This window comes from Bradyrhizobium murdochi, assembly GCF_000472965.1.
In the GTDB taxonomy this organism is placed as follows: Bacteria; Pseudomonadota; Alphaproteobacteria; order Rhizobiales; family Xanthobacteraceae; genus Bradyrhizobium; species Bradyrhizobium murdochi.
The window spans coordinates 1-8,649 of the sequence record NZ_AXAU01000054.1 but is presented as its reverse complement, the minus strand read 5'-3'; the positions used below and the strand labels follow the sequence as shown (position 1 = coordinate 8,649).

The following is an 8,649-nucleotide window of genomic DNA, read 5'->3' as shown; positions in this document are numbered from 1 at the left end:
GCGCTCTCGCTTCAGCGCTTTGATGTATCGAGGTGCCGCCTGGTGCAGCAGATCCTGCAGAGCGCGCCCGTTGTCCAGGCTGCGCTGAACCTCCGGCACAAGCTCTTCCGGCACGTAGACGGCAACGCGACGCCCGTTCGCGCGACCGTAGAGCACATAACTTTGATGCTGTTCGCCAGACCGGCACGCCGGGCAATTCTTGCGGATGCACCGGCTACGACGCAGGCTCAGCGAACCCAGAAGCGCAGGCCAGAGATTCGTCGATTCGCTGCGCAGCCAGCGCGCGACATCCGAAGGCGATTCCGAACAACATGCTTCATATGAACAATGTGATACTATGCACAATCTGCGAGCTCAATCACGACCTGTTGCGCCCTGATGCGGCGGTTGCGCGGGGCGGGAGGAAGAAACCGTGATTGAGATGCGCAGAGCGCAACTGAGCTTTGGCGACGGCTTGATCGCGGGAGAAGTGAGCGACCTTCGCGAAGGCTGGATGATGCATGCTGACCGGGTTCTCGCGGATGAACAGATCGTCGGCGCGGTATACGAGGCGCTGGCGATGCGTCATCCCAAGAGCCGCAGTCGTGGACGGCTGGGCGCACCGGCCGAAGTCGTGTTGCGATTGTTGATCCTCAAGCACGTTCGCAGCTGGAGGCTATCAGGTGCTGGAGCGCGAAGTGCGTGCCAATCTGGTGTATCGCGACTTCTCCCGGGTGGGCGGCGGCAAGACGCCGGACGCCAAGACGATGGGGCGCTGGGGCTTGGCTGTGGATCCGGAGACAATCAAGCAGATCCACGACCGGGTTGTGCAAGTCGCGCAGGAACAAGGGGTGACGCAGGAACGCAGAATGCGCGTGGATACGACGGTGGTGGAGACCACCACCACCCGACCGACAGCACGTTGCTGGGCGACGGAGTCAGGGTGTTGATCCGCACAATGAAGAAGGTCACCAAGATCTTGGGCACGGCCGGAATCAAACTGCGCGATCGAACGCGAAGCGTAAAACTGCGCCTGCTCGAAATCTCGCGAACCGCGCGTGCCAAAGGACCGCTCAATCACGAGAAGCTCAAGCAAGGCTACCGGCGGCTGCTGAACTCGACGAGCCGTGTGGTGGGGCAAGCGAAGCGCTTCTCCCAAGAGATCGCCGCAGGCGTGAAGCGGGTCAGGGGCATCTTGAAACGGCAGGCGCTGCAAGGCTTGCGGCAGGAACTGGAAACGATGATACCGCTCGTGCGGCAGGTGATGCGGCAGACCCGGGAACGCATCTTCCGCGGCAACACGCGGGCAGAGGACAAGCTCTTCAGCGTGCTCGAGCCCTCGACCGAGATCATTCGCAAGGGCAAGGCCGGCAAGCCCAACGAGTTCGGCAAGATGGTCAAGCTGCAGGAAGCCGAAAACCAAATCATGATCGACTACGAAGTCTATGATCGGCGGCCGAGCGATTCGGACCTGCTGGTTCCCGCCATCGAAATCCACCGAGCCAAGCTCGGCCGCACTCCACATCTGGTCGCGGCAGACGCCGGGTTCTACTCCGCCAGGAATGAAGCCGCGGCGAAGGCGAGCGGTGTCAAACGCGTCTGCATCCCCAATCGCTCCACCAAAAGCGTCGCGCGCAAGCGCGAGCAGAAGAAGCGGTGGTTCCGCAACGGCCAGAAATGGCGGACCGGATGCGAGGGGCGCATCAGCGTCGCCAAACGGCGGCACGGGCTCGATCGCTGTCGCTACAAAGGCTGTACCGGAATGAAGCGCTGGGTCGGGCTCGGCGTCGTTGCTGACAACCTCATCAGCATCGGCCGCGTGTTGGAAGAACGGTCACTAAAAACGTAGTCCACTTCCGGAGCAATCTTGCCATCTCATCGCCCCGACCCCGGCGGGGCTTCTCGTTGTCTGCGTGGTTGATCGCGCCCTTCAGAACCGCGATTTTTGCGCCGGAAAGTAGCTAGGATCGCGCCGCTCAACGCGTCGCTGGACCCGACCACTACCTCAAATGTTGACGCAAGCTGATGACGAGAGCACCTAGGCCCGGCAATGCAAAAAAGGCCGCTGCCGGAGTTCGGCAGCGGCCCAGTCCAGTCAGGGAGAAACAGCAGACGATCCGGTCTGCCAGCGGATCCTTAACGAGGTCGAGCGCGAAATCGGAGCGGTCATGATGATGAGGGACGCGACCGCTCAGACTTCTGAACGGGAGCACGCTCTGTCGTTCTTAGCCTTTTTGTCCACGCGCAAAGCTTGAATTCGAGTGCCAATCTCACCCCAGATAGTAGACTCATGATCATGCATCTCTAGGCGAACCGCTTGCGGCGACGCCAATACCAATTTCGGAGAAATTGATGCCAGATTGACATTGATGACTCAGAGATTGGCAGGACGGCCCCGGGCTGCCAGCAGATTCTCAACAACTGTCGAGCGCGTACTCGGAACCGATAGGATGACCAGGGACCGCAATCGTTTTTTCGGAGCAGGCCACTTCATCGTCGCGGAGAGTCAAGCTGGCGGGCAGTCGAAAGATGACGTTTCGCATCATGCGGCGGTGCGCGGCCAAAAAAACTGTTGGTGATCTGTGCTGCCATATCCTTGCCGAAGGCGCGAATGGCCCGACACGGCCGAAGCCGATCGGATCCTGGAAGGGTGCTCTTGCCCGGTCGTGGCCGGCGGCTGGCCTATGTGAGCGACCCGGAAGGATCGTACCTCGGCCAGACGCCGACCGATGACCGCGCGGGGGCTAGGTTCGACTTGCGGGTGGATGTGGCCTCGACCCATTTCAGCCGCCAATGCCTCGACGTCGGCTGCAAGGATTCTATTGCTTAACGCCGGGCTGCGTCCGACGTGCCAGCGCGTGATCTTAAGCGAGCTGCTGTTTGCCTGGGGCAACCGGCATGTCACCGCAGAGCTGCCGTTTGCCGAGGCGAGCGACGCCGGCTTTCCGGTCTCACAGTCTACCGTCTAGAACACTTTGAACCAGTCCACGCCAGCGGGCCTGTTGCGCCGGATCGGTCTTGACGGGTAGCGTTCGTTTCTCGACACGAACACCACACCACATCCGCATTATTATGTGCAGGGCGAGGCATCCCGCTCGATATTACCGAAACCGCTCTCCTGGTTGCGAGTGCGCTCGAGGCGCGCTGGCGGGCCACGAAGTCTCCCGCGTCGATCTGATCATCCATCTGCGCCGCGAGCCGAGTTGATTCCAGCTCAGTGTGTGCAGAGTCGAACTGACGCGTCGGCTTTGCGACAATCCAACTGCGACGAATACTTTCGCTTGTTCAGAAGGTTGGGACGGATGCCAGCGTGGCATGCGGCTTGCTGAAGCGTTTCCTTAGCGAAGCACAACAACGAGCCTCTCGTGATCGCCCGCCGCCACCGCCGCCAAATAGTCATGGTCGGAGATGGCCTGGACTAGGCAGATGGTGACGCGACGGCCAGCAGTCGCGTGGCCTTGCGTTCACCGCAGGCGAGAAGATGGCGATCGCCTATGCGCTGGTGCGAGGCCTAGGTGACGGAGATCGAGGCCGATGATGAACCATTAAGGCCCGAGAGAGGCCGACCCCACGGAATGAGCCGAACAAATGAACACCGAGAACGCTCAAATGAACATCGAGACCGCGCGATCCATTGCCCATTCAGTGTCCCCCGCTACCGAACATTTCGACGTGCTGATCGTCGGCGCTGGTATCTCTGGCATCGGCTGTGCCTACCACCTGAGGACGCAGCTTCCCGGCACCAGTTTTGTTATCCTCGATGCGCAGGAGCGCTTCGGGGGCACCTGGATCACGCACAAATATCCGGGCATCCGCTCCGACAGTGATCTTCACACCTTTGGCTATCGCTTCAAACCCTGGGTCGGTCCGCCGATCGCGACGGCCGGCGAGATTCTCTCTTACATGGATGAAGTGATCGAGGAGAATGATCTAGCCAGGCACATTCGCTACAAGCACCGCGTCCTGTCGGCGCGCTGGTCGAGCGATACCAATCTCTGGACCGTTGAGGCGGACAAGGCCAACAACGGTGAGCGTGCGACCTTCACCGCAAGCTTCCTATGGATGTGCCAAGGCTACTATCGGCATTCGGAAGGCTACACGCCCGATTGGCTCGGCATGAAGGACTTTGCCGGACCTATCGTGCACCCGCAACGCTGGCCGGACGATCTGGACCTCTCGGGCAAGCGGGTGATCGTGATCGGGTCCGGCGCGACCGCGGCAACCTTGATCCCGAACCTCGCCGACAAGTGCGGCCATGTCACGATGCTACAGCGCTCGCCGACTTATTTCTGGATCGGGCGCAACGCCATCGAGCTCGCGGAAGAATTGCGCCGGCTCCAGGTCGACGAAGCGTGGATCCACGAGATCGTCCGCCGCAAGATGCTGTTCGAGCAGTATGCGTTTACCAAGCGCTGCGTGGCCGAGCCGGAGCAGGTGAAGAAGGAACTGATAAGCCAGATCGTCGCCGTGCTCGGGCCGGATTATGATGTTGCCACCCACTTCACGCCGCGCTATAGGCCAATGCAGCAGCGCATCGCCTTCGTACCAGATGCCGATATGTTCTTAGGTATCAAAAGCGGAAAGGCTTCCGTCGTCACCGATGAGATCGAGCGTTTTACTAAGCAAGGCATTTTGTTGAAATCCGGCAAGACGCTCGAAGCCGACATTATCGTCACTGCGACGGGCTTCAATCTTTGCGTACTCGGCGATATCGATTTCGCGATCGACGGCAAGCCGCTGCATTTCTCTGAGACCGTCACCTATCGCGGCATGATGTTCACCGGCATTCCCAACATGGTCTGGGTGTTCGGCTATTTCCGCGCCAGCTGGACATTGCGTGTCGATCTCGTTGCAGAGTTCGTCTGCCGCCTGCTCAAGCATATGAAGGAGAAGGGCGCCAAGAAAGTCGAGGTGGCGCTGCGTCCCGAAGACCACAAAATGCCGCTCTTGTCCTGGATCGATCCGGAGATTTTCAATCCCGGCTACCTGATGCGCAACATGCACCTGTTCCCCAAACGCGCTGACAAGCCGGAATGGCAGCACAGCCAAGATTACTGGACGGAGAAGGACACGATCCCGGCGATCGATCTGGACGACAAGGCGTTTGTGTATGGTTGATGTGTTTGCGCGGACGCGCCACAAACTCCGCATCGTCCTGGCGAAAGCTAGACTCATAATCCCAGAAGATTATGTGACGTCCAGCCCTGCCTGCTGGATCGTGATGATAGGGCTGCCCTGCCTGGCTCGGGGCATTCCCCGCCCAAGATGCGTAAGCCAGCAACCTCAAGTTATCTCCTGGGCGGGCGCTACGCAAAATGCTCCTCAGAGCCGCAACGTGCTTGGTTCGGACGTATGCACGACAAAGGCTGGGCCGCGCTTGATTGGTCGCGAGAATTTGTTGGCGGTGGCCTTGCTCGCCGATTATCCTCAAGAGCATCTTTGCGCCGTCCCCAGACGCCGAGAAAGCCGCGCCGGTGGAAGCGGCCGAGGAGCCGGAAGGGTGCTAGCAAAGCCATCTTCAAACGCCAGCCCAACCTAGACACTTAACTCATCTCCAGGCGCTGGCGCGGGCTCCAAGGAGAGTTCAAAGATATGAGCAACGTTATCAAAGCTCCCACTTCAGCCGCAGGCCGTCGCGCAGCAACTAGGAAAGAGTTGCCGGAACGCCTTAAGGCCTACAAGCAGGTCTGGGTCTTCGTCGAGCAGGAGCGAGGCCAAGTGCATCCTGTCTCCTGGGAGCTCATGGGCGCCGGCCGCAAGCTCGCCGACAAGCTGAAGGCGGACCTCGCGGCGGTCGTGATCGGTCCGGAGGGCGATGTCACGAGCAACGCCGCGCTCGATTCGTTGTGCTACGGCGCGGACCTAACCTATCTCGTAGCCAACAATGTGCTGTCGGGGTATCGCAACGAGTCCTACACCAAGGTGCTGACCGAGCTCGTTAACATCTATAAGCCCGAGATCCTGCTGTTTGGCGCCACCACGCTCGGTCGCGATCTCGCGGGCTCGGTAGCCACCACGCTACTGACGGGTCTCACAGCCGAGTGCACCGATCTCGACGTCGACGCGGATGGTTCACTTGCGACCACGCGTCCGACCTTTGGTGGTTCCCTGCTTTGCGCGATCTACAACTTGAAATGCCGGCCACAGATGGCGACTGTCCGCCCGCGCGTGATGCCGATGCCAGAACCAGTCGCGCGCAGTGCCGCCCGTATAATAATCCATCCGCTTGATCTCGTCGAAGACGATATTGTCACCAAGGTGATGTCGTCTATCCCGGACCATCATTCCGAAAAATCCAATCTCTCCTATGCCGATGTCGTGGTCGCCGGCGGCCTCGGGCTCGGATCGCCAGAGAATTTCGACTTCGTGCGCCAACTCGCCGCTGTGCTTGGCGCAGAATATGGCTGCTCGCGTCCTCTGGTACACAAGGGTTGGGTCTCGTCTGACCGGCAGATCGGCCAGGCGGGCAAGACCATCCGGCCGAAGCTCTATATCGCCGCCGGGATTTCCGGCGCGATCCAGCATCGGGTCGGCGCGGAGGGCGCCGATCTGATAGTCGCCATCAATACCGACAGAAATGCGCCGATCTTCGACTTTGCACACATTGGCATCGTCGCCGACGCGATCTGGCTGCTGCCGGAGCTGACGGCCGCATTTCGCGCGCGGCTGTCGTCGCACTTGCGGACCCGCATCGCGAACTAGAGGAGGTTGTCACGATTGAGAAGGGATTCGATGCAATCGTGGGCAGCGCCGGCAACGCAGCGGCGCTGACTATCGCCAAGACCGGCATGAAGGTGATGCGGCTCGAGCGCGGCAAATATTCCGGATCTAAGAACATGTAGGGGCGAGGCTCTATGCCGAAAAGCGTCGGGCTAACGCATTCTCCGCAGTCTTCTCCAGTAGCCGAACTTCGTCATCCCCTCAAGGGCAAAGGTAGGCAGTCGCTCGTGGAGAAGCTGTAAGGCTTGGATTCGATCTTTCTGGCGAAGGCGTTTCTTAGGTTGCGAGCTTCCGGGATTGGAAAGCTTCGATCGCGAGATCGCGCCGCTTTACAGCGACAAGGGTCGGCTAGCCATCGCAAGCCGGTTCGTGATCGGATTATCGCTGCTCTAGCACATCTAGTGCCTGTCCGACGAGGACGTGTGCGAGCGCTGGTTCGACGACCATATTGCTAGCACTTCACCAGTGAGGAGTTTTTCCGGCACGAGTTTCCGCACGAGCGCTCCGACCTCAGCCACTTGCGCAAGCGGCTCGGCACCAGGTTGGAGCCTTTGCTGGCCGAGAGCTCAAGGTCGCATTCGAGGCCGGCGCGCTGCGCGCGCGATCTCAAGCGGGGACGGTGGACACCACCGTGCCGCCCAAGGCCATCACAATCCGGCCGACGCCGAGCTGGTCTATGCGGCGGAACCGCCGAGTCCGCTAGCACGGCCTTATGCTGCGCCGAGCGCATCTGCGTATCGCCAAACGCGAGGCGATGATGGCTGGACGCCCACGCCAAGCAGTTCAAGCGGCGTCATCGGCAATTGAGCCTGCTGCGGACGCGGCTCGGCCGCCTGATGCGCGACATCCGCCGAAAGATCATCGGCCAGGACGAGCTTGAGACGGAATCCGAGCGCCCGCCGGCACGCGCCGACCAGATCCCAACAGGTAGAGCCGGCGCCGATGGAAGCTCTCCTCCTTCGCGCCCGAGGGTCGAGTGCATCGAAGGAACGGCCTCAGTGCGCCCTATAGTTAATGGCATGGACCACGCCCGCTCTCAGCGGCAACGTGGAACCCGGGCGGGGACAGCAGCAGGAGCGCAGGCCATGTCGAATACGAGCATTGTCACAATCGGCATCGATCTCGGGAAGAACACATTCCATGTCGTCGGTCTCGATGCCACAGGAGCAATCACGCTACGCAAGAAGCGGTCGAGAAATCAGCTTGACCAGTCGCTGGGCAATGTTCCGCGTTGTCTGATCGGAATGGAGGCGTGTGCAGGCGCACATCATCTAGGGCGCAAGCTCGAGAAATTGGGCCATCAAGTACGGCTCTTGCCGGCACAATACGTCAAACCATACCTCAAGGGTCACAAGAATGACTTTCGGGATGCTGAAGCGATCGCCGAGGCCGCTCAGCGGCCGACAATGCGGTTCGTCCCAGTGAAGTCAGCCGAACAACTTGATTTACAGGCACTCCACAGAGTTCGCAGTCGACTGGTGACGCAGAGAACGGCGGTCATCAATCAAATCCGGGGCTTTTTGCTTGAGCGAGGGCTACCAGTGCGCCAGGGAGCGACAGCACTCCGACTGGCGCTTCCTCAGATTCTCTCAGCGCCAAACGACAACTTATCGCCTCGAGTGATCCAGCTCATTCAAGACTTGTCCGAGGACTGGCGCTATCTCGACCGACGGGTCGCGTCAATGACGAAAGAAATCGACGAACTCGCTGATCAAGATCCACACTGTCGCCGCCTAATGAGTGCGCCCGGCGTCGGGCCGATTATCTCAAGCGCGATGGTCGCCGCCATCGGAACCGGTGATGCCTTCTATAAAGGCCGAGACTTTGCAGCATGGCTTGGTCTGGTACCGAAGCAAATCTCGACCGGCGATCGAACCATTCTCGGCCGCATATCGAGGCGCGGCAATCGGTACCTGCGAACGCTGTTCATTCAAGGTGCCAGAGCCGTAC

4 protein-coding genes and 3 pseudogenes are annotated in these 8,649 nt (G+C 60.2%); 6 read left to right on the top strand and 1 reads right to left on the bottom strand.

Annotation, left to right across the window (positions count from 1 at the left end; all coding sequences use genetic code 11):
* A partial coding sequence (locus YUO_RS49230) for a DUF6788 family protein (protein ID WP_430649591.1) occupies positions 1-345 on the bottom strand: 345 nt, incomplete at its 3' end.
* Between the two features lie 76 nt (positions 346-421).
* Here YUO_RS49230 and YUO_RS45780 point away from each other — a divergent pair.
* From YUO_RS45780 to YUO_RS0137130, 6 genes and pseudogenes are all read left to right on the top strand, one after another.
* A pseudogene (locus YUO_RS45780) lies at positions 422-1,828 on the top strand (ISNCY family transposase).
* 1,760 nt (positions 1,829-3,588) lie between these two features.
* On the top strand, positions 3,589-5,097 hold the full coding sequence (locus YUO_RS0137150; protein ID WP_028351659.1) for a flavin-containing monooxygenase: 1,509 nt from the start codon (positions 3,589-3,591) through the stop codon (positions 5,095-5,097).
* Between the two features lie 474 nt (positions 5,098-5,571).
* The gene (locus YUO_RS0137145) at positions 5,572-6,681 is read left to right on the top strand and encodes an electron transfer flavoprotein subunit alpha/FixB family protein (RefSeq protein WP_028351658.1); all 1,110 of its coding nucleotides are present in this window, start codon (positions 5,572-5,574) and stop codon (positions 6,679-6,681) included.
* A 14-nt stretch (positions 6,682-6,695) separates the two neighbouring features.
* Positions 6,696-6,841: pseudogene (locus YUO_RS49225) on the top strand (FAD-dependent oxidoreductase); the annotation flags it as partial.
* Between the two features lie 167 nt (positions 6,842-7,008).
* Positions 7,009-7,708 (top strand): annotated as a pseudogene (locus tag YUO_RS48365) (transposase family protein); the annotation flags it as partial.
* Positions 7,709-7,784: 76 nt separating this feature from the next.
* Positions 7,785-8,649 (top strand): IS110 family RNA-guided transposase (locus YUO_RS0137130; protein WP_028351652.1); only part of this gene is annotated, 865 nt, incomplete at its 3' end.